Below are 22,474 nucleotides of genomic sequence, written 5' to 3'. Positions count from 1 at the left end.
AAAAGAAGATACGGCAAGCCGTATCTTCTTTTTTCGTCAACATGATCTTATAATTTAGATACTTCAGCAGCTTGAGGACCACGCGCACCTTCAACGATAGAGAATTCTACTTCTTGGCCTTCTTCTAAGCTTTTGAAGCCATCGCCTTGGATTGCTGAGAAATGTACGAATACATCGTCTCCACCGTCTACTGTAATAAACCCAAATCCTTTTTCATTGTTGAACCATTTTACTGTTCCGTGTTCCATAAATATATAGCCTCCAAAAAAGTTCTTGCAAGTAACCCTTGCAAAAACATTATACCGAATTTAGAAAACGCTCGCAAGCATTGCCCCGTTAATTTTCTAAATTCCATGGCAAATGGAAGAACGCTATTTTAGCCTGCGAAATGCTTGTTCACTTCATCCCAATTCACAACATTCCAGAAAGCTTCAATGTAATCAGGACGTACATTTTTGTATTTCAAGTAGTAAGCATGTTCCCAAACATCTAAACCTAGAACAGGTTTCTTGCCTTCCATCAATGGTGAGTCTTGGTTGGCTGTAGAAGTGATTGCAAGTTTACCATCTTCAAGTACTAACCAAGCCCAGCCAGAACCGAAACGTCCTGCCGCTGCTTTTTTGAATTCTTCTTTGAATGTTGCAAAATCGCCGAATGTTTCGTTAATTGCGTCTTTGATTGCTCCTGTTGGCTCGCCACCAGCATTTGGTGCCATGATTTTCCAGAAGAATGAATGGTTCGCATGTCCACCACCATTATTACGTACAGCAGTTTGAATGTCAGATGGAATAGCATCCATGTCTGAAAGCAATTCTTCTATTGTTTTTTCGCCTAGTTCAGGATATTTTTCGATTGCTGCATTTAAGTTTGTCACATAAGTATTGTGATGTTTGTCATGATGCAAATGCATCGTTTCTTCGTCGATATATGGTTCTAATGCATCAAATGCATAAGGTAGATCTGGTAATGTGTAAGTCATAAAAAAATTCCTCCTCAAATTTGTTGGGTCTCTTTACACTAAAAGAGTAACAAAGTGAGGGAAATTCTTCAATTGTTATGCCTAGTCTTCCAATTTTTTACTGGTTTCTGCTGGTTCTTCGATAATTTCTGTCTTGTTGAAAATAAATAATTTGCTAAAGACATAATTTGCCAATACGACTAAGATCTGTGTAATGATTTTAGCGACATAATCATTCATTTCCAACCCTTTGATCATCAAGAACATGGCGCCCATGTCTAGTCCATAAGAAACGATTCGGTAAAAAACAAATTTCCCAAATTCGATAAATAAATGCGTATAACTAGGAGATTTGGATTGAAACACCCATACCTTATTGGTGACAAATGCAAATAAAACAGAACAAATCCAAGAAATCGTATTCGATACTGGCATCGATAACTGGAAGATTTGTTGCGCGATTGCATAACTGACGAAGTTGACAACTGTTGCTAATCCACCAAAAAATAGATAGATGAAAACTTCCCAATATCCTTTACTTTCTAAATAGCTTTTAAATTGAACATAAATCTTCATTTTTCTACCTACCTTATTTATCATTCTTTCCTATCATACTCTATCTGCTAATAATTTTCATCTCTAGAAAACAATGATCGATAAGAATATAACCTTATCTATCGTGAGAGAATGTTTTAGAACTCTTGTAATTCATAGCATACTCCGCTAGAATTGCTAGTGATGACAATTCTACAGAAGGAGTAATTATGACAACAAAACAACTAATCATTAGCTCATTTGCTCGATTCACCGAGCTTAAAAATGCTAAAAACGTATCATTTGGAAAATCATTAGTCTATCTTTTATGTTTGAGTGTACTAATGGCATTACCTATTTCTTACCAAATTTTTCAAGTGCTGGACACTATCAAGTCCGATGGTCAAAAAATTGCAGCTGAAATTCCAGATTTTAAGATTCGTGATGGACAAATCGATTCGCCAACAAATGAAGGTTTTATTTATCAAACGGATTCGATCATCTTTACCTTTGACCCCGAAGGAAAACGTACCCCTGAAGATATCTCTTCAGATTTGATAGGGAATTTCCTAAGTGTCGGTCTGCTAAAGGATAAATTGGTTCTAGCTTTACCGAATACCGGCACGACTTCGGCATTGCTGAACAATAATCAGTTTGAATTTGAGTACACGAATAATGCTTTAAAAAATCTAACTGGCGAAAGCTTACGTAGTACATTAAGTGAAGCAACGATCCCTTTTTGGATCAAAGCATTAGTATTTTTGATTTCCATTTATCCTAGCTTTTTAAATCTGATCATCACTTTACTTATGGCAAATTTTGCGGCTTATGTATATGCAAGATTACGTTTAGCTAAAGTAACTTTTCTCGATTGTCTAAAAACAATGATCTATGCGATATCATTACCCACTGTTATTGCAACGATCCTGATGATTTTTGCACCAACTTTTGATACAACAGCGTTTATTGCATTTGCGGGCATATTCATTTTTGCTCAAGCAGTCAAAGGCTGGCCAAAAATCCAATTACCAAAATAAAAGAATCTCTGGGAGAGGTAGTCATTACACACCTCTTCTAGAGATTCTTCTTCATTTAATAGCCTTCATTCAAATCGATTTCATTTACTTCTAATTCTGTTTTGTCTACGTAGGATTTTAAGTTTGTTAGAAAAATATCCATAAACTTCGTTTGGAAATGTGGTGTCTGACCTGCAATATGAGAGGTGATCAACACATCTTCTCTTTCCCATAATGGGCTATCTTTTGCTAATGGTTCTTCTTCAAACACATCTAAAGCCGCAAAAGCCAGTTGTCCATCGTCTAACGCAGCTATTAAATCAGATGTTTTTACGGAAGGCCCACGTCCTACATTGATGAATAGCGCTTCTTTATCAAAAGCTTCAAATACTTTTGCGTCAAATAACCCTTTTGTCTGATCTGTCAAAGGTAAGATATTCACCACAATCGTTGCTTTCGGTAAAATTTCTTTTAATTTCTCTAATGGATAAGTCTCTTTGAATCCTTCCACTGGATGTCCAGATGTATTGATGCCGATACATTCTAAACCAAATACAGCTGCATGTTGTGCCAATTTTTTTCCAATATGTCCAGTTCCTATAATTAGTAATTTTTGATCTGCCAATGCTTGATAATGGATATCTGATCCTAGCCACTCTTTATGGAACTGCGCTCGTTGGGCTTGGAACAATCCACGAGAATAGCCTAAAATAATGCCCATGGTATGCTCGCTGATCGATTCTACATGGATACCACTCGCATTGGAAAGTAAAATATCTTTGTCAGCGAATTCGTTTAATGGAAGATTATCTACTCCAGCAGAAATCGATTGGACCCATTTTAAGCTGTCAGAAGCGAATATATCTTCTTGATAATCTCCATTCCAGCCGATACTGATCGCTATTTCAGAAAGTTCGTCGGATGCTACTTCCGTTTGAAATGAATATTCTGGTGCTATTTCTTTGATCTTTTCGATAAATTCTTCACGAAATGAACGTACTGAATAAATTATTTTTTTTGTCATCACACCCATCCTCTCTACTTATCAGTCTAGCTTAATCCCTCAAAAGAATGAAGTATGTTGCACTTCATTCTTTGAATGACTTTTTCCTATAATGAACACAGTAAAAGTGGATCAGCGTTTGACTGTCTAAAAAAAAGCCTAACAATCCGAAAGTAAGTAAAACTTACTTTTCGTTCGTCAGGCTTTTTTCCTAAAGATAAAAGACTATTTCTCACCTTATACATCTGCTGTTTCTTGGAAATGATACGTTGGTTCCTCTAATTGTGGATCATAATCAACAACCAGATCATATCCTTTGAAGAACCAATCATCGGCTTCATCAATAAAGAATAATAGACCATCGATCGTTTCTTGTTTCATCGGACGTTCTGGTAACTCCACAGACATACCGATTGAAAATCCCTCATGTACTTCTGTTTTGCCATATACTTTCCCAAAAAAACGGATACCATAATTTTCAGGTAAATCTACCTCTGCTTGAAACCATTCTTTTGCTTTGTCCGTTATTGTTAATTGCATGTGATGAGCCCCTTTTTATTGATTCATTTTATCATCAAGTATATCTACATCTTCTGTTTCTCCGATAACAAGTAAATTATCATTTTCACGTACATATTCGTCTGCGGCTGGTGACACTACGACAGAACGATCGAAGCGTCGGATGGCTACCACAGTCAAATCAAATCGCTGTCTGAAATTTAGTTCTGCTAATGTTTTATTAAAGAACTTGGGATTAGATACCCGAATCTCAGCGAGCGAGAATTTGTCTGACAGCTCTAAATAATCCAAAATATTTTTAGAAACAAGATTATGTGCGATCCGTATCCCCATATCTCTCTCAGGATGAACAACGCGATCTGCACCGATCTTTTCAAGAACACGAGCATGATACTCATTTTGTGCTTTGGCTAAGATATTCGGAACGCCCATTTCTTTAACCATCAGTGTCACTAAAATACTTGCTTGGATATCTTCTCCAATTGCTACGATCACATGATCAAAATTTCTGATTCCTAAAGATCGTAAAGTCATTTCATCTTGTGCATTCGCAACCACTGCATGTGTTGCGATATTCATATATTCATTCACTCGGTCTTCACTGCTATCAATAGCTAAAACTTCTTGACCAGCTTCGACTAACGTACGACAGATACTGCCACCAAAACGTCCAAGTCCTACGATTGCAAAATTCTGTTTCACTTTTCTCCTCCTTTATCCATTCCATTTCAAGTATAGCAAAGCCACTGTAAAAACAAAAGCAACCCTGCTTTTCTTTACGGAAAAGACTCATTTTAATGGAGGATCAAGAGAAGGCCTACTATGGTAGATCATAGAATATTTCTTGATGTTTCTACTAAAAAGGTATGGCTATATTACTAATTATTCCTACAATAGGTAGCCTAAGAATACGTTAACTGAAATAAAGTAAATAAACAACCCAGCAATGTCTTTGATCGATGTAATAATCGGTGCAGATCCAGCAGCTTGATCAATATTCAATTTCAATAAGATAAAAGGAATCAAAAAACCAAGGGCGGCAGCTAAGGTCATTGCAAAGACCAGAGAGATCCCCACAGCTACACCTAACAATGGTATGCCTTGCCACACAGAAGCGACTATTCCAGATACGATCCCTACAACAATCCCTAAACTTAGACCAATCCCTGTTTCCTTCAAAAAGTGCTTGATAAATGTGTTGAGATCAATGTGCCCTAAAGATAATCCACGAACAAAAACCGTCGATGATTGCGTCCCTACATTTCCACCCATATCCATGATCAAAGGAATAAAAATAGCAACAGCAGCCACAGATTCTAACGTTTGTTCAAACTCATCGATTACTAGACCAGCTAACATCCCTGCAACCAATGTGATCGCTAAGAAAGGCAACCGGACTTTCCATATTTGCCAAAGATTCCCGTTAATCAGTACTGTACTACGATCAGCTTCTACAGAGGCGACGTCTGCTAAACCAGCAGCATTGAACATATCCTCGGTCGTTTCTTGCTCTAAGACATCGATGGCGTCATCCACTGTCACAATACCTACTAGTCGTGTTTCTTTATCTACGACGGGAATAGCGATCAAATCTAACTCTTGTAACAATCGTGCAGTTTCTTCTTGGTCTGTATCTGTGGTTACATAAGCGACGTGCTTGATCATGATTTCTTCAATCTGTTGATCACTTTCTGCAATGACTAGATCCTTTAACGATAGTACTCCTTCAATTTTTTTCGCCATATCTGTCACATACAAAATATAGATTGTTTCCATTTCTTTCGCTAATCTTCTGATTTTATGCAGTGCTTCTTCAACAGTCATTTCTTTTTTAATTGAAATAAATTCAGTCGTCATGATCCGTCCAGCTGTCTCATGTTCATAGCCCATCAATCGATTCGTTGTTGCTCGCTCTTCTTCAGAAAGCTCTGCCAATAGTTTTTTAGTCACACTTGCTGGTAGTTCGTAAAACAACCTTACCCGATCATCTGGAGCCATCTCATTCACAAATTCAATCACACCATCATCCGTAAACGAACGAAGCAAATCTTGTTGGACAGACGGTTCAAATGTTTCAAAGATTTCGAGGGCTTTGTCTTTTGATAATAATCGAAAGACCAGTACTTGCTTATCTAAAGGTAACGTAACAAATAGTTGGATCAATTCCACTTTCTCGATCGTTGCTAAATAGTTCTTCAATTCTTCAAGCTTTTTTTGCTCAAGATAATTAAGAATCTTCAATTGTGTTTCTAGGTTATTTGTATCATTTAATGTTCTCATCTCGTATTCTCCTTTGTTACATCGTTTTTTCGATATAAACTTGTTGGATGGATTCGTTTGGAAAAAACAGGAAGTATATAAAAAAGACGGCCTCCAAAAGAAGCCGTCTCATAAGATCCCATCAAAATGGTACCAGTGTTTACCTGAACGAACTTCTCGTCTGAGCTTTAGCACTAAAAGACGTAATTCTGGAAATATAATCCAGATAGCTACGTTAAGCACGCCTTAAGCCGACGTTGCCTGTTATACCCTGTGGCGTCTCTCGACGTTTGAGGGCAGTAGCCTGTGTTCTTTTAGGAGCCTCACCTAACAAGTTTTTATAATTAAACCCTACAGGTAAAATTGGTTTTTGTCAATAAGAGGATTAATATTTGATAAAAAATTGATAAAACAGAAATGATTACTTTACAATCTTTCTCCTGTCACTCCTTCTACAATCCCTTTAGCAATTTGATCCATGTTTCTACGAATATTTTCTACATCACGAGTATTGGTGATAAATCCTAGTTCCGCTAGTCGATAAGGGATACCACGAGAATGTAGTACATTCAAATTCAATAAATCACTTCTTAAGTTGATACCACCGGTATTTTGAACAGAGCCCCATAAACCTACATGTGTGCGTATCACATTAGCAATGGCATAATTTTGTGTCGTATATGAGTTGCCGTTACGATGCGCAATCACATGCCCACCAGTACTAATACCAATCGCTCCTGCATCTAAATGAAATTCTGTTACAGAAGAAAAACTACTACTAATCGTATACGCACCCTGCATTCTACGAGTGTCTTGGAACATATCCGCATTTGTATCATAAAAGGTTATACGATTTGTTTTTAAGCGCCCTGCCCATTTTTGTAAATATGGCATAAGTTCATTTCTTGTAAAGTCTCGCTCGTTGATACCGTTATATGAAGCCCCTGGATCTCCTGCTCCATGTCCCATTACAAATAGATGATTGATTGAGGTTTGGTACGGATTTGACGTAGGTCCTGGCGCTGGTGCTCCTTTTTTAACTAGTACAACTTGGATAGCTTCCATTTGTAATGCTACATTGGACGTCCCAGCATTTTGACCGTTTCTGGCCCAATCTAACCATCCAAGTTGCGCAGAGTGAACTCTATAATAGACATCATAATGTTGACTTAACTGACCAGTTAATCTCACCCTTATCGCTTCAGCTCGTAATTTTCTACCCTCTGTTCCCGAAAGAGTATTATTATTCACATAGTTTTGCCAGCCAATCGATTGAACGTGTGTACTATATTCTATTGTTCCTGGAATAGGTGTACTAGAGATATTCATTCGTAATGCTTCTAATCTAAAGCCACGTCCCACTGTTCCCGCAGTTGCACCATTCATTTGATAACCTTGCCAACCAATCGATTGACTATGCGTTTGGTAATTAACATTAGGATTTTTTATTGTATCCTTATCATAAAAGGCAGTACTAGCTGCTGGTCCAGATTGCCCTTTGGCTACCAGCCTTACTTCCATAGCTTCCATCTGATAACCAAATCCTGCACTTCCTGCATTGCCATTATTTTTTGTCCAACCTAGCCAACCAAAATAAGCTGAGTGCACGCGATAATAAACATCATAGTGTTCTGCTAACTGACCAGTTAAACGTATTCGAATTGCTTCTGTTCGAAGTTTACGATCAGTTGTTCCGGAAATCGCATCATCTCGCACATAATTTTGCCAACCAATAGAACGCACATGACTAGAATATTCAATGGAGCCAGGGATTGGTGTATCCGAAACATTTATTTTTACAGCCTCTAATCTTAATCCACGATTCATCGTTCCAGCAGTTGAACCATTTGACTGATAGGGTTGCCACCCGACTGACTGACTGTGCGTCTGGTAATTGACATTAGGATTAGGGAGTTTATCTTTGTCATAGAAAGCTGTGCTCTGAGTTGGGGCAACTTCTCCTTTTTTGACTAGTTGGATCTGGATAGCTTCCATTTGGTACCCAAATCCTGAACTACCTGCATCTTCGCCATCTTTTGCCCAACCTAACCAACCAAAATAAGCTGAGTGCACACGATAATAGACGCTATATTGTTCACTTATCTCTCCAGTCAAGCGAATCCTAATTGCTTCTGTTCGTAAAGAAAGATCTGTCGTTCCTGATGTAGCACCATTTTTCACATAATTTTGCCAGCCAATCGTTCGTACATGACTACTATATTCAATATCGCCATTTAATGAATTATTTGGTAATTGGATTTTAATGGCTTCAATTCTTTTACCTTGACCAATCGTACCTGCAGTAGCACCATCAGCTACGGTACTTTGCCAACCGTAAGTTTGCACGTGTGTTTGATAACTGACGGATGGTTTAGAAACTTCTGCACGATTGCTCACCGTTTGTTCTGGGCGATTCGCTTGGGTTATTGAATCATTGTTATTTTTTTCTACTTGTATGTTGAACTTTCCTAATGTTCTCTCGCCATCTTTTAATAATACTTCTGTTTCACCGATTGCTTTTGCTGTCACCAGACCCTTTTCATCCACTTCAACAATATTATTGTCTACTGATACCCAATTTGGAGTAATAATCTCAGCATTTTCTGGAACAAGCGAATACTCAAGTTGTTTAGTTTCGCCTTGGATCATTTCTATTTTTTCTTCTTTTGGAATAATTGATTCAACGCTATTTTGTTCTAAAAATTTCACGTCTACAGTGATATCTAGTGAGCGATTAGATGTTTCTTCTAAAATTGATTTTTGTGAAAACTCTACTTGGTAACTATAATTTAGTGCCGAAGGTTCAACAGTAGTAAAAACGGATCCATTGTATTCCCAATTAGTTGAGTTAATATCGATCTTATTTAATTCCGGTTTTAGATTGTCTTGATTGATCACCCATTCACGATCATCTTTTGATGCTTCTGCATTAATCAATTGTTCTTTCCCGTTAAAATAAGTCAAATGATCATTCATCGACAAATCAATTGTTGACAGTTTATTTTTAGAAACATCAAGGTAAGTTAACTCTGAAAGAGCCGAGACATCTACTTGTTCTAACTCATTATTTTGAACTTCCAGTTTTTTTAACTGTTTAAAATATTCGATACCATCCAATGATTTGATATTTCTACCACTAAGATCCAACTCAGTTGTAGCCAATAATTCATCGGATAATACGTTACTATGATTCTTCTCCATCATTTCAATCAATACTTGACGGAAATTTTGATCTGGGAAATGAACTTCATCAACAGAAATATCTTTAGATGAATTTTCTGCAGAGTTTTCTGTTGTTCCTGTGGTTTCCTCTGTGGTGGGATTAGTACTTTCTATCAAAGGGACATTAGATGATGTTGCTGTAGTTTCGTTTGTTTGCGAAGTACTTCCTTGTGACGTATTTGTTCTATCGTTTATCGATACTGCGTAGACACTTGGCGTGATCGAGCCTGACAGTAATAAGAAACTTAATAACATGCCTATCCAATTTTTTCTCATGACATTCTCCTTTATTTTTTAAATCGAACTTATATTGTCCTATAATATATTAAACTATAAAAAGACCCAAATGAAAAGAACATGATAACAAAGAATTCAAAATAACAAACAATGTAATTTGTAATTAGCAAACACAAATAAATCCAAAACAAAAGTAATAACATTTTGCTTTGGATCAGGGTACTGTTTTCCCTTATCAATGTGAAAACAGGGATACTTTATAATTTATGTTCCAATTTATACTTAGCAAAAATGTGCTTACTGTTTAGATCATAAGTCATAAGTCTACTTACTTCACTAATCCATGCTTGAATGCGTATATGGCAGCTTGCGTACGATCTTCCACTTCTAATTTTGCTAAAATATTAGAAACATGTGTTTTGACTGTTTTCAAAGTAATAAACAATTCGTCTGCGATTTCTTGATTGCTCTTTCCTTCAGAGATCAACATAAGAATCTCATTTTCACGATTCGTTAAATCATCGTGCAAGATTGGCTCATTACGCCGACTCATCTTTTCCATCATTTTCGAGGTTACTTCAGGTTCAAGCACACGTTCACCTCTTTGAGTCGCGCGGATCGCATCGGCGATTTCATGGGCTGTCGATGTTTTAAGTAAGTAGCCTGTTGCGCCAGCTTCAATAGCCGGATATACTTTCTCATCATCAATAAAACTCGTGACAATAATGATTTTTGCTTCTGGCCAATCTTTGAGGATTGCTTTTGTAGATTCGATCCCGTCCATTTCTTCCATGACTAAATCCATTAGAATCACGTCCGGACGAAGTTCCATGGCTTTTTCGTAGCCTTTTCGTCCATCTTCTGCTTCTCCAATTACTTCGATATCTTCTTGGATCGACAAATAGGAAGAAACCCCTAAACGTACCATTTCATGATCATCGACTAGTAATACTTTTATCATTTTTCCGCCTCCTTTATTAAAGGAACTTTAATTTCTACACTTGTCCCTTGTCCTTTGAAACTAATGATTTTTACTGTCCCACCAATACCTGCTACACGTTCTCTAATATTGTTTAGTCCGTAGCTGCCAGTTTTTGTTTCATTCATATTGAAGCCAGTGCCGTCATCGATCACTCGTAATAAAAGATTATTATCGATTTTATGCAGATACACTTCTAATTCATTTGCTTTTGCATGGCGTAACGTATTTGAAAGTAGTTCTTGAACGATCCGAAAGAGATGATCTTCAATCGAATCAGACAAAGTGATATCTTCAATATCCCATTTCAATGCAATTTGTATCTTGTTTTTTAATTCTTTTAATAATTGTTCAATCCCTTGTTTCAAACTTTTTTCTTCAAGATTGACTGGTCGCAAATGTAGTAGCAACGCACGCATTTCAGATTGTGAAGCATTGATGATATCTGCTACCATCCTTAGTTGTTTACGAAACATTTCAGGCGTATCACTTTTTTCTGCTTGTTCCGTCAGAGCAGACATCATCATCATCGCTGCAAATAATTGCTGGGAAACTGAATCATGTAGCTCACGCGCTAAACGATGTCTTTCTAATTCTAAGATTTCTTCTTTTGTTTGTCCATCGACATATTGAGGTCGACTCGTCAATATTTGAAGTTCACTTGACACTTCGATCATTTTTTCTTTGATTTTAGTGATTTCTTTTTCAATTTCTTTAACATATATATCGTCAGATGCACTTGGTAAGGAATCATTTAAAACTTTTGCTTCATAGTTACCGGATGAAATTGCCCGTAACTGCTCTTCGATTTTCCCATAAAGTGCTTTTTGTAAAAGAGAGACAATCAAAAAAACAATTAAACCGACACCTGACGAAATTGCTAGTAAGTGAAAGATCAATGGCACGTATAAAATTCTGGCACTTAATAAAGTACGCCAAAAATGAGTTTGATTACTTGCGTAAAAATAAGTAAAAAAAGAAAATAAAATGACGATAAATGAGGCGATCGAAGCATAAATAGCTAGCATCGGTCGAGAAAGTTTCTCTATCATGCTCGAATCACCTCGATATCCCCAAGTAATGTGTTCGTAATGATTTTTAAACGACGTGGATTTTCATCGTAATCGTTACTATAGATTTTAATCGACTCGTTCTTCAATGCAAATTGTTCTTCTTCAAATTGTACATTTCCTACTAACGTTGCATGTTCGAGACTGATTGCAATCCCTAAAGGAACTAAGATGCGTGTCCGACCGATTCCTTTTCTGACGATAACGATATTATCGTCTTTAGGTAACAAGGTGTTCCCTAAATCGATGATCGTGTCTCCTGAAAGTAGAGAGATATTAATATCATCCCATTCATACACATCATTACCAATTCGCTGGTTACCGAATAATTGTTGTTTTTTTCGTTCATTATTGTGGGACTTCACTTGCTCTGTTTGAACCATAATGATTTGTTTTTTTCGCCAAAAAGCATTTTTGGTTAGATCGATCCCAGAAATCTCTACACCTTTAAGACCGATGAACAAGACAGCAAAGACTGCCATTATCCATAGCACAGGACTATTGATCAAACTGAAAAAAATAACTAGTCCACCTAGTACAAATTGAAAATTCTGAAATCCCGATCTCGGTGATTTTCGCAATGCAAGATAGATATTAAAAATACCAAATAAAACTAATAGTAATAATTCAACATTATTTACGATTTGCCAAACTGCAAAGATCAATAGTAAGGCTTCTACTACTATAAAAAAGCGCCAAGAGCTATTCATCGCTATTCTCCTTTCCTTTTCATTCTCTTTTTTATCATACCTATTTTTGTTTCGAGATGCTATAGGACTTTAGATGTAACTATCGCTTTCTACAGCAAAAGGCCTGGGACTTTGTGTCATGATCCCAGACCTTTTTGTATAGACAAACCAATAATTGATTATCTGTGTCTAAATTTCAACTTATGCTTGCGCAACCTTGACGATTTTTACTTGCATATCGCCACCAGGTGTTGAAATTGTTACTTCATCATTTTTATATTTGCCAATCAAAGCTTGTGCAATCGGTGAATCATTTGAGATTTTTCCTGAGAAAGGATCTGCCTCAGCACTTCCCACGATCGTATACTCTTCTTCTTCACCATCTGGTAACTCAATGAACGTCACTGTTTTACCAATAGATACTTCATCCGAATCAACGCCATCATTGTCAATGATCTGTGCAAAACGGATCATATTCTCGATTGTCGTGATACGTCCTTCTACGAAAGCTTGTTCATCTTTAGCTGCCTCATATTCTGAGTTCTCAGATAAATCACCAAAGCCACGGGCAATTTTGATTCGTTCAATGATTTCTCCCCGTTTAACTGTTTTTAATTCTTCTAATTCTTGCTCTAACTTCGCTTTTCCTTCAAGCGTCATAGGATATACTTTTTCTACCATGTATAACTCTTCTCCTTTTTCTATGGAATACCGCAAAAGGTAATCTTTTACGGACTACAGTCCAAAAAAGATTACCATGCTTTTTCTAAAATGTAAATGTTTTTCTAAAAATAAATAAAGTTACAGCCAGCGCTCAATTTTAATTATTTACGTATTTTTGTACTAATTCCATATGCTCTTCATATGTTTTTGCAAAATAAACCTCACCTGTAGAGATATCTGCGACAAAATAATAATAATCATTCTCTGCTGGTTCAACAACAGCTTGGATAGCTGCTTCACTCGGGCTATTGAACGGTCCTGGACCATATCCCTTATTTGTATAAAGATTATATGGTGAATCGACTGCCGTATCTTCATAAGAGACAAATTCTTTGTGTTCATCTAACGCATATAAAATAGAAATATCTGATTGTAATGGCATCCCTATGTCAATCCGATTATAGAAAACTCTGGCAATATTTTTACGATCTGATTCAGATACCCCTTCTTTTTCGATCAATGAAGCAAGTGTCATGATTTCTTGAACCGTATGATTTTGCTGCTTGATCGTTGAGAAGTATGGTTGTAACACGGTATTCGTTTTATCGACCATCTGAATGATCAGATCTTTGAGTGACATATCTTTATAGTAATCATAAGTCGCTGGGAATAAGTAACCTTCTAAGCGATACTTGGTGTTTTCTGCCTTAGCTGCACTTTCTAATAAATCAGGATATTTTTGGGTCAATTCCGTGAAAAAGGCTTCGTTTTTTAGTAGATCTAAAAATTCCTGTTTATCTTTCCCAGTGATTTTTGCTACTCGTTCTGCAATCTGCTCTGCATCAAATCCCTCTGGTATCGTGATCTTCCCATCTGCCACTTCTGTAGGTTCTGAGGTTCCACCTTCTTGGAGCTCTTTACCGATTTCATCTAACGTCATGTTAGGGGCTAATTGGTAGAAGCCAGCCTGAAAGCCAGTCATATTTTTAAATTTTGTATAATAATTAAATACGATACCGCTCTTGATGATATGGTCTTGTTCTAAAATCTCTCCGATTTGCTTATTTGAAGAACCACTAGGGATTTCGATTGAAACCAATTGTTCATTCTCTGGGTCTAAAGGTTTTAAGCCACTATCAATATAGCGATAGACCGTAAAACCAAATACACATCCAATAATTAGCAACGTAAGCGCAATCACTAAAATAATTTTTCCTACGATTTTATCTTCTTTTTTACGTAGGTCTTTTCGCTTACTGACTACATCTGTCGAATCAGTTGCATTCTTTTGTCGTCGTCTCTTCTCATCTGGATGTTGTTTGTTTTCTGACAAAACAACTCCTCCTTACTATCAACTTCATAACTTTATTCATTATACATGAAATTCAGGCGGAGGTGAATTATTTTTAACAATTCTTATGTCAAAATTGTAAGTAGTAAATCGATTATCTTCGGCTTAAAATAGAAAATAAAATAATTCTTATTTACTAAATAACAATAATCTGCTTATTTAAATCACTAAGCTCTTTGACAGGAAGGATTGATGTACATGAACACAAGGAAACATTTAAGAAGAAAACAAGCTTCCCATTTTTCTTTTTCTCAAAAAATCTGCTTATTCATTTTAGTCGTCACTATTGGGATTATCACTTGGGCTACCTATGAAATGGCCCAGTCAAGAGTATCCGCCTCGATTCAAGTGGCAAACGATTCCCTAGATTTGACCAAAGATGAACAGGTCCTTGCCGATCAAATCGACCAATTATTACAAAAAAATGATTATGTCGGATCTGTCTATATTCGTAAAAACAATCGAGTGATCCTTGAAAAGGGCTACGGATACGCTAACGAAGAAGCACAGCAACCAAATACTCCATCTTTGTATTATCAAATTGGCTCGATCCAAAAAGCAATGACTGCACTACTGATTCTAAAACAAGTTGATATAGGGAAACTTTCTCTAGATACAAAACTGGATAAATTTTATCCCCAAATCAACGGTAGCAATAAAATCACGATCAAAGACTTATTATATATGCGATCAGGATTGAAAAAAACAGCTTCTCCGACCGTACCGATGAATGACCAAGAGGTGATCCAGTTTGCCCTAGACCATCTCGAATATACCAATGATCAAAGTTACAAATATGAACCATTGAATTTCACGTTACTAACAGGTATTTTAATGAAATTAACTCATCAGCCATACGAAAAGTTGGTGTATGACCAAATCATCACTCCTTTACAATTAAAACAGACGACCTTCTATGACCAAGTCAAAAACACTTCAGAACACGCAGTCTCTTATCAAATGAGTCCAGACGATGATTATCATCAAGCTTTGACTGAATCTGAAACAGATATACGTAATGAATTAGGAACTGGAAATATCAGTATGTCCGTCTATGACTTGAATGAATTTTTTACAAAAGTATTAAAAGGAAAATTGATTCCACAAGATTTACTTTTTTCTCTTTGGGGAAAGAATTTGAATGGACGTCCATATAACGGCGGGGTCTACAGTGGGAGAGATACCATATTTGCTCAAGGAAACATCAATCGTTTCCATGCGGTATTAGCAATGAAAAAAGATACCTCTGATGCAGTTGTATTAGAAAGTAATATCCAAGCCGATAAAAAATATAAAACAACAGCCACCGATCTTAGAGATCAGATTTATAAATTGATGGGAAATGATGAATAAGCAATTTGCTTACCTGTCATCTGTGATAATTGAATAAGAATGAAGAAAACCTTGTATAAGCAATTTGGCTTGATACAAGGTTTTCTCAGTTGTTCCCTAGATATAGAAATTTTATGATTTTGTCATATTTATTTCTGTTGCTAAATATTTTCTCATGCCATCTAGTATGCTATGTTTAGGTTGGTAACCAAGGGTTGAAAGCTTAGTGATATCAGCTAAAGAGTCATGGATATCTCCTGCTCTCTCCTCTTGATAATCTAACAGTAATTCAACTTCAAGAATCTGATTGATTGTCTGGATCAACTCAAGTAAAGTTGTACTGTTTCCCGTTCCAACATTGAATTGTTGCCCTAATGCTTTTTCTTCTTTTGAAACAAGTAATAAAGCTTGCACAACATCTTCGACATAGACAAAATCTCTTGATTGACTCCCATCGCCGAATAAAATAAATGACGCTTTTTCACCTGCAAGTTGCTTTTTATAGCGATCCACTAAAATCGAGATCACCCCACTATATGGCGAATTTGGATTTTGATTTGGACCGTATACGTTGAAGAAACGTACCGCAGTTCCTGGCACATCATACAAATGGCAATAATCAAGTACATATTGTTCAGCGGCAAATTTATCAATAGCATAAGGCGTCAACGGTCGAATAACTGACTCTTCTTTTTTAGGTAGTGTTGGTTCATCTCCATAAACAGCTGCAGAAGAGCTAAATACAATACGCTTTAAATTTGGCTGATACTTACGAATCAACTCAAGTAACATCAAGACACTATCAAAATTCACTCGATGAGTTTCCAACGGCCGTTCAACGGAATCAGCAACACTAGCTATAGCAGCTAAATGAAAGATATAGTCAAACTGGTGAGATTGCAAAATCTTTTCCATTTTTTGCTTATCACTGACATCACCTTCAATAAAAGTGATTTTTTTTGTTTGATCTAAATTCTCTCTATTCCCCATTGATAAATCATCAATAACTACAATATCGTTATGATCTCCTAGATGATTTGCCATTGTTGAACCGATAAACCCGGCTCCACCGGTAATTAATATTTTATCCACTTTATTCACTCCAATTATTTATTAAAAAATATAAACCTATTTTACCATGATAAGATATTGAACACTATGCAGTGTAATCGAAAACGTCTCGTAGAAAATAAAATATTTTTTACGAGACGTTTTTATGAATGATTTTATACAGAAATTTAGATTAACGTTCTTTTAGTAAAATACGAAAATCTTTATAGCTAGCAATAATTGATCGATGTATAAAAGCAAGATATACAATATAAATAACGACGTATACAACCATGCTTGCGAAGGATGCATTGAATAGTACGTTACTTAAAATAAATAGCACAGTTAATAATGTTTCAATAACATGCTTCCAACCTATTGTTAATCGCAAATCTTTGTATAAGAAAAATTCAGCCAGATTACAACGTAGGGCCAAACTAATTAAAATGAGTAAAACAGTCAAATCTAAATTTCCAACAATGAAAATCACAAATAAAGACGCAAGTAATGTTACTCCTAACGTAATGATATTTACAAATAAAATCGTTTTTTCTTTTCTCAAAGTTTTTAGATACGTATTGATCAGTAATGACATTCTTCCTTCATAAATGACAATTGGGAATAAAATCCCCATAAACCTAAGACTTTCTGCATATTCCGGTAACCATAAACTTAAAATGATTTTTGCAGGAATATAAAATATTAGTAATCCGTACGTTAATGGGACAAATAATCCTCTAAGAATTCGAAACAATTCAGGCAATCTCTCTTTATTCGTCCTTCTTAATAAAGGAAACATAACAATGCCAATGGCATTGATGAACGTCAAAAACATATTTGAAAGGCTTAGTGTGAATGACAACTTACCAAATGTTTCGATTGTCCATTTTTGTTGCACAAAAAAACGGATTGTTCCAATAATCAGCATACTCGCAATATTACTAATCATTAATTTACTACCAATATTGATATTATCTAATATTTCTGGGAATAAAACTCGTAAATTGATTAATTTGACATTTAACATATCTTTAATCAAAGACATTCCCCATAATGTTACCAACAATTTAGAAAGGATATCTAATAAAATCAACCAGAAAAAATTTCTACCACCTAAAGAAAAGTAAATAGCAATAAATAAAACATATAGATATCGATCATTTCTTGATAGTTGTGCATACTCTTTGATTCGATTCGTCGATTGTAAAATATATAAAACAAATGTTTTTATAATCGTCACGACTGACACTATTGCTGTTAAGATAAGTATGACTGATTGCTCAGAATGAGGAAGAAACAACCAGGCCCATATAGCTACAAAGAAAGATAAGAATAGTTCAAAGATCATTAGATACCAAAACTGTGTACCCAAATCTCGTTTATTCAACTGATCATATTCTTCTCCGCCAATTTTTAAGTAGATGCCATCAATCCAACCAAAATGTAGAAAACCTACATAAGACGAATAAAAAACATAAAGTTGCCAATAGCTATATTCAGTAACACCTAAAAGTTTTGGCACAAATAGATTTAATAGCACTGATATTCCTAAAGTAGCAAAATTTGCAGCTACAGTATAGTATAAGTTTTTCATTACGTTTCTTGCTTTATCATTCATTATTAATACCTACTTTGTCATACTATTTAATAAAACCATCTTATATATAGTGCTTGTGCCTCTATATTTCTTACAAATTAACCTTAGTAGTATTTAAGCTAATCTATTGAATACTATTAATTATTTAAAGAATATCGTATTGTATGGGACATATGAATTATATGCTCCAGAAACAATAAAAATCAAAATAAATATACAGAAGCTGAACAAAATAAAAGTTATTAAAAATAGAAATTTATTTTTAAAAAGTTTCTCCAATACAATGGGTACGATAAAAATTTCTACTGTTGAAAATATTGTACTGATTCTTCCACCAATTGTTGCTAAAGGTCCGAAACACACTAACAGAATCGTCGATAAGCAATATAAAGACAATATTATATTAAAGTTTTCTGTAAAAACTGTATTGTTGTTTTTTACGAAAATAGTTGCGCCAATCAGTATGACTAATTGCATTATGAATACCGGATTAAAAATCCAACTACCTTGTGCATAGTACCCAGATAAGTAACCATAGTAACGATCTGGAATCATAAACCTAAATAAATTTGGGAAAAAGAAAATGATTCCTACAAATGCGCTAGATGAAATCAGAAATATTTCTTTAGGGACGTTGATCTCTTTAACAATCTGTACGAAAAGATACGCAGGAATAATAAAAATAGAAACAATATGAAATAATGAACCTACTAACGAAAGTAGAATAATATTTCTTAAATTTCTTTTTTTGAACGCTGGTAAAGCCAATAAGAATATGATAGCCACAATAGAAGATCTTATTTGCCCCATATCACGTACTAGAAAAAATCTAGAGTAGTAATAGAGTAGTGCAATTGATGGAACCGGAAAATAATTATTAAGTGCATAAGCGAGCAATAACATGCTTATTATAGAAAATAATAAGATAAAAGTTGAAAAATTCATTCCTAGCTCACGTACGATATAATTTAATAAAAGATACCCAGGTTCTGCATCAATACTACCATCGAATATTTTATCCCAATTAATTAACCTATCAAAAAAATTGTTATAGGAAGAAAAATCATATCCCGTAGAAAATCTAAAACCTGCTAAACACGTTAAAAATACGATACCAGCATAAAAAAATATTTTTTTTCTAGTAAAATATTCCAAAACTGACAATACCGCTAGCAGTGCGAATGTTCCTACATAAATGTACAATGCTGTTCTCCTTATATATAGATTATTTTAATGATATTAGTTAAAGCTTTTGCAATCTCTAATTGTTCTCTATACCATTTTTTTGTCGTATTTTTCTTAAAACAAACAATTAAAATTTCATCTGGTTTAAACGACACAGGCTCAATAATATGATTCAAATTTGAATAAATATTTGTATCATCATGCTTGAAAATTTTATTTTTATCAATGGTATTATTTTCTTCTAAAACCAAAAATTTATTTTCAGATGTGCCATTCAATAGTGAATTGATAATATTTAGTTTTTCTTCTACTGTTGATAAGTCTAAGGAATTGATATCAATCGCTTGAACATCATTTCCCAGTGTGAATTTTTGCGTGATAACTTTGGTTCTGTACTCTTTCCAACTTACTAAAAGAGTTCCTAGACCCAATGTAATAACTATCATTACTAATACTAATAAAATGATTTTTTTTGTACTAATTCCTTCACTCACTTGTGCTGGCAATGTTTTATTATATTGGATATCTTTGTTGATATAATAGAACGTTTTATTATCAAAAAATGGTAACTCGTTATTAGTCATTTCCTTTTGCAATAATTCAGATATTTGTTTTTGTTCTTGCTCTGGGACATCATCTGTAAACTGAACATCAATCGTGTTTTGGATATCATTGTATCCTACACTTAATTTTTCAAGTGTCTCATCTGAAAATTGATTTTTTTCCTGTAAACTAGTTAAAAATACTTGTTTTACAGCCCCTGAAGCAGTCATGATGTTACCTTGACTATTTTCTAAAATAAATGAGAATAATGGACGATTTATTTGATTATTATTTTCAATCTTACTTTGAGAATAATTTGAATAGAAGAATAACCCACCTACAAGAAGTAAACTTACTATAAATGAAACAACATATACTTTTAAATGATCTCTAAAAAAAGAATATATATCTTTAGGCGACAGACTATTATTGGACATGTATTTTCCTCCATTTATTACCGGTATTTTTTATTCACTCTGCTTTTTGTAAAGTATAAGATATCAGCTAGAAAAGAATGCAAAACTGTATAAGAGTTCCAAGATGTCAACACAGCCATTGGTTTATCTTCTTCGATAATCTTTAATCTTGTTTCTAATTCCTTTAATAAAGCTTTCAATGTTTTTATTTTATACTCTTTATTTGGCACATCAACTCGTTGAACAAAATTCAAATTTGATTCTGTTAGAATTTTTAATAACTCCAGTTTTCCTAAACGTATATTTTTCTTAGTTTCTGCAGTTTTTTCTGTTTCTTCATTTTCAATTTGCATGGCACTACTTCCATGTTTTCGCCATAATCCTGTTTTTTCATCTAGTAGATATAACTTGTCTGTTAAAACACCTGTAGACCACATCGCCATATCATGAACTGGATAAAGTGATGTTTCGAGAAACTCATCGAAAGTCGGAATAAAGTCTTTTTGAAAAGCATAAACCCATCCTGGTCGATTTAAAAATACATTTTTTTTAGAAAAATAAATATAATCATTTGGTTGTTTTGTCGGTATCTTTCTCTTTTCACATGGATAAGAGACACCATTTTCTTCAAGTAGCTCATCATAATTAGAAACTAGTACTTTTATATTTTCCGGGTCCGACATAATCTTTTCAGACATATGTTTAATTTTGTGCGGGTACCAAATATCATCTTGGTCACTAAAAAAAATCACATCCCCCTTTGCTTGGTGAATCAAGCGGATGAAATTTTCTCTCCAACCGATGTTTACCTCATTGATCAACAACTGCCATCCAGATAATTGGTTTTCTTCTATAAAATTAGTTACGATCTCAACCGTGCGATCGGTTGAACCATCATCACATAATAATACTTCATCAGGCATACGTTCTTGATTTTTGATTGATTCTAATTGTTCAATGATATTTTTTTCACCATTATAAGTCGGCATAATCACTGAAACTGTAAAAGATTTATCTCTCATATTTATATTACCTACTTTTCTTTCTTATGTCTTTTTATTTTATAGTGATCTCCTTTTTGCTTTTCTAAAGGTGGCAATTGCATGTAATCTCCATATAGACTCTCTAAATAAACTTTGTAATTTTTTGGGATCGATAACTTCGCGTCTTCAAACTCTACATAGATAGCTTCAGAAAAAGTACTAGATGGCAAAAATTCTCTCACTCCATAAATTGTTGATACACTTACTCCTTTTAAACTAGAATCAATCTGTCGCTCATTCGTAATTTTAGCGAGTTGATCCATCTTCCTAGCAAAGTGATTCGCACCCTTACGTCTAGCATACTTAGCAATCATTTTTTTGATAAAAATAAATTTTTCTTCTGGTTTAAACTTTTTCTTACTCTCTGCACCTCTAAAAACATCTAATAACTTCATTCTTTTTACTAAAAATTTTTGGCTAAAAGTTTTTTCTGGTACAGAATCAATCGGAAAAATATCTAAAAATAATCCATGCTGGGCAACTCGATAATCATCATCGATATACGTTCGTGTATCGTTTATTTTTGTAAAAGCATATTCCCATTTATTATCGATTTCTAAAGCTTTTAATTCTAGAAAATCTGGCAATTTATGTGCTAAGCTGATAAGTTTATTGTAATCTTTTCTTGGCATAATGATGTCTGCATCATCATCCCATGGAATAAAACCTTTATGTCTAATGGCTCCTAGTAAGGTTCCTCCAGCTAAAAAATATGTCATATCGTGTTCTTGACAAAACTGATCAAAAAATTTTAATAAATCTAGCAAACCTTCATGGATTTCTTTTGTACTTAAATAATCAGACATTG

The 22,474-nt window shown here is 34.7% G+C and carries 21 protein-coding genes and 1 riboswitch; of the genes, 2 read left to right on the top strand and 19 right to left on the bottom strand.

What is annotated here, in order from left to right:
• Nucleotides 1-47: 47 nt before the first annotated feature.
• The 3 genes from IGJ95_RS04705 to IGJ95_RS04695 all read right to left on the bottom strand — a co-directional run bounded on the left by IGJ95_RS04705 (nucleotide 48) and on the right by IGJ95_RS04695 (nucleotide 1,534).
• Nucleotides 48-248 carry a cold-shock protein gene (locus IGJ95_RS04705; protein ID WP_010735910.1) on the bottom strand — a complete coding sequence of 67 codons (201 nt, stop codon included), beginning with the start codon at nucleotides 246-248 and terminating at the stop codon, nucleotides 48-50.
• A gap of 128 nt (nucleotides 249-376) precedes the next feature.
• Nucleotides 377-979 (bottom strand): superoxide dismutase, encoded by a 603-nt coding sequence (locus tag IGJ95_RS04700; RefSeq protein ID WP_010735911.1) that lies wholly within the window; start codon nucleotides 977-979, stop codon nucleotides 377-379.
• Nucleotides 980-1,060: 81 nt separating this feature from the next.
• Nucleotides 1,061-1,534: a GtrA family protein gene (locus IGJ95_RS04695; protein WP_010735912.1), complete on the bottom strand. Its 474-nt coding sequence runs from the start codon at nucleotides 1,532-1,534 to the stop codon at nucleotides 1,061-1,063.
• Between the two features lie 188 nt (nucleotides 1,535-1,722).
• Here IGJ95_RS04695 and IGJ95_RS04690 point away from each other — a divergent pair, with 188 nt between their 5' ends.
• The gene (locus tag IGJ95_RS04690; RefSeq protein WP_010735913.1) at nucleotides 1,723-2,529 is read left to right on the top strand and encodes a DUF1189 domain-containing protein; all 807 of its coding nucleotides are present in this window, start codon (nucleotides 1,723-1,725) and stop codon (nucleotides 2,527-2,529) included.
• 55 nt (nucleotides 2,530-2,584) lie between these two features.
• Here the strand turns inward: IGJ95_RS04690 and IGJ95_RS04685 are convergent, their stop codons facing one another.
• From IGJ95_RS04685 to mltG, 10 genes are all read right to left on the bottom strand, one after another.
• Nucleotides 2,585-3,532 (bottom strand): phosphoglycerate dehydrogenase, encoded by a 948-nt coding sequence (locus IGJ95_RS04685; protein WP_010735914.1) that lies wholly within the window; start codon nucleotides 3,530-3,532, stop codon nucleotides 2,585-2,587.
• A 216-nt stretch (nucleotides 3,533-3,748) separates the two neighbouring features.
• Nucleotides 3,749-4,051 (bottom strand): HesB/YadR/YfhF family protein, encoded by a 303-nt coding sequence (locus IGJ95_RS04680; protein ID WP_010735915.1) that lies wholly within the window; start codon nucleotides 4,049-4,051, stop codon nucleotides 3,749-3,751.
• Nucleotides 4,052-4,066: 15 nt separating this feature from the next.
• Nucleotides 4,067-4,732, bottom strand: a complete 666-nt coding sequence (locus IGJ95_RS04675) for a potassium channel family protein (RefSeq protein ID WP_010735916.1) — start codon at nucleotides 4,730-4,732, stop codon at nucleotides 4,067-4,069.
• A 186-nt stretch (nucleotides 4,733-4,918) separates the two neighbouring features.
• On the bottom strand, nucleotides 4,919-6,310 hold the full coding sequence (gene mgtE, locus IGJ95_RS04670) for a magnesium transporter (RefSeq protein WP_153830341.1): 1,392 nt from the start codon (nucleotides 6,308-6,310) through the stop codon (nucleotides 4,919-4,921).
• Nucleotides 6,311-6,455: 145 nt separating this feature from the next.
• A riboswitch (M-box (ykoK) riboswitch) is annotated at nucleotides 6,456-6,631 on the bottom strand.
• Nucleotides 6,632-6,715: 84 nt separating this feature from the next.
• Entirely contained in the window at nucleotides 6,716-9,787 is a 3,072-nt protein-coding gene (locus tag IGJ95_RS04665; RefSeq protein WP_438761501.1) for an N-acetylmuramoyl-L-alanine amidase, read from the bottom strand.
• A gap of 289 nt (nucleotides 9,788-10,076) precedes the next feature.
• A complete protein-coding gene (locus tag IGJ95_RS04660; RefSeq protein ID WP_010735919.1) occupies nucleotides 10,077-10,709 on the bottom strand; it encodes a response regulator transcription factor in 633 nt (210 codons plus the stop codon).
• Entirely contained in the window at nucleotides 10,706-11,779 is a 1,074-nt protein-coding gene (gene liaS, locus IGJ95_RS04655) for a two-component system sensor histidine kinase LiaS (protein ID WP_153830339.1), read from the bottom strand. The genes IGJ95_RS04660 and liaS overlap by 4 nt, the downstream gene beginning before the upstream one ends.
• Nucleotides 11,776-12,507: a cell wall-active antibiotics response protein LiaF gene (gene liaF / locus IGJ95_RS04650; RefSeq protein WP_438761498.1), complete on the bottom strand. Its 732-nt coding sequence runs from the start codon at nucleotides 12,505-12,507 to the stop codon at nucleotides 11,776-11,778. The genes liaS and liaF overlap by 4 nt, the downstream gene beginning before the upstream one ends.
• Before the next feature lie 180 nt (nucleotides 12,508-12,687).
• The gene (gene greA / locus IGJ95_RS04645) at nucleotides 12,688-13,167 is read right to left on the bottom strand and encodes a transcription elongation factor GreA (protein WP_010735922.1); all 480 of its coding nucleotides are present in this window, start codon (nucleotides 13,165-13,167) and stop codon (nucleotides 12,688-12,690) included.
• A 139-nt stretch (nucleotides 13,168-13,306) separates the two neighbouring features.
• Nucleotides 13,307-14,482 carry an endolytic transglycosylase MltG gene (gene mltG, locus IGJ95_RS04640; protein ID WP_010735923.1) on the bottom strand — a complete coding sequence of 392 codons (1,176 nt, stop codon included), beginning with the start codon at nucleotides 14,480-14,482 and terminating at the stop codon, nucleotides 13,307-13,309.
• A 216-nt stretch (nucleotides 14,483-14,698) separates the two neighbouring features.
• Between mltG and IGJ95_RS04635 the strand changes: the two genes are divergently transcribed.
• Nucleotides 14,699-15,853: a serine hydrolase domain-containing protein gene (locus IGJ95_RS04635; RefSeq protein WP_023519383.1), complete on the top strand. Its 1,155-nt coding sequence runs from the start codon at nucleotides 14,699-14,701 to the stop codon at nucleotides 15,851-15,853.
• Between the two features lie 111 nt (nucleotides 15,854-15,964).
• Here IGJ95_RS04635 and IGJ95_RS04630 read toward each other — a convergent pair whose 3' ends face one another.
• The 6 genes from IGJ95_RS04630 to IGJ95_RS04605 form a co-directional block, all read right to left on the bottom strand.
• Nucleotides 15,965-16,924 (bottom strand): NAD-dependent epimerase/dehydratase family protein, encoded by a 960-nt coding sequence (locus tag IGJ95_RS04630; RefSeq protein ID WP_438761496.1) that lies wholly within the window; start codon nucleotides 16,922-16,924, stop codon nucleotides 15,965-15,967.
• Nucleotides 16,925-17,075: 151 nt separating this feature from the next.
• Nucleotides 17,076-18,500, bottom strand: a complete 1,425-nt coding sequence (locus IGJ95_RS04625; RefSeq protein ID WP_010735926.1) for a lipopolysaccharide biosynthesis protein — start codon at nucleotides 18,498-18,500, stop codon at nucleotides 17,076-17,078.
• A 120-nt stretch (nucleotides 18,501-18,620) separates the two neighbouring features.
• Complete coding sequence (locus IGJ95_RS04620) at nucleotides 18,621-19,682, bottom strand: EpsG family protein (RefSeq protein ID WP_010735927.1); 1,062 nt, start codon at nucleotides 19,680-19,682, stop codon at nucleotides 18,621-18,623.
• An 11-nt stretch (nucleotides 19,683-19,693) separates the two neighbouring features.
• Entirely contained in the window at nucleotides 19,694-20,644 is a 951-nt protein-coding gene (locus IGJ95_RS04615) for a hypothetical protein (protein ID WP_010735928.1), read from the bottom strand.
• Between the two features lie 17 nt (nucleotides 20,645-20,661).
• On the bottom strand, nucleotides 20,662-21,645 hold the full coding sequence (locus tag IGJ95_RS04610) for a glycosyltransferase (protein ID WP_010735929.1): 984 nt from the start codon (nucleotides 21,643-21,645) through the stop codon (nucleotides 20,662-20,664).
• Between the two features lie 11 nt (nucleotides 21,646-21,656).
• Entirely contained in the window at nucleotides 21,657-22,472 is an 816-nt protein-coding gene (locus tag IGJ95_RS04605; RefSeq protein WP_010735930.1) for a LicD family protein, read from the bottom strand.
• Nucleotides 22,473-22,474: the final 2 nt, after the last annotated feature.

The sequence above is a fragment of the Enterococcus sp. AZ156 genome, from assembly GCF_051714165.1.
Taxonomy (GTDB): Bacteria; Bacillota; Bacilli; order Lactobacillales; family Enterococcaceae; genus Enterococcus_B; species Enterococcus_B pernyi.
This window is presented reverse-complemented; position numbering and strand designations above follow the sequence as displayed.